Raw genomic sequence first — 233 nt, 5'->3', positions numbered from 1 at the left:
ACGAGAAAAAGTCATTAAAGCAAAGATCACTCGAAACATCCTCCAAAAAAGGTTGGGCCTCGCATCGATTGAGACAACCAATCGAGGAAACCCCGTGCGCCATTCAGGAATCAATGACGTGCCGGTTGAACTCGCCCATTCCTTTTTACAATGGTACAGAGGACGAAAAAATGACATTACCGTTGAATAGAGAGCAAACATACGGCGGGGAACTCCTGCAAGGAATCAATGAG

General features: G+C 45.9%; 1 protein-coding gene. It reads left to right on the top strand.

All coding sequences use genetic code 11. The features are described from left to right. Positions 1 to 190 (top strand): PH domain-containing protein (locus CHH91_RS19150; RefSeq protein WP_141234258.1); only part of this gene is annotated, 190 nt, incomplete at its 5' end. Positions 191 to 233 lie beyond the last annotated feature (43 nt).

The sequence above is a fragment of the Virgibacillus sp. 7505 genome (genome assembly GCF_002272135.1).
GTDB lineage: Bacteria > Bacillota > Bacilli > Bacillales > Amphibacillaceae > Terribacillus.
Note: the sequence above shows the minus strand (reverse complement) of the source record. Positions and strands in the feature narration are given on the sequence as shown.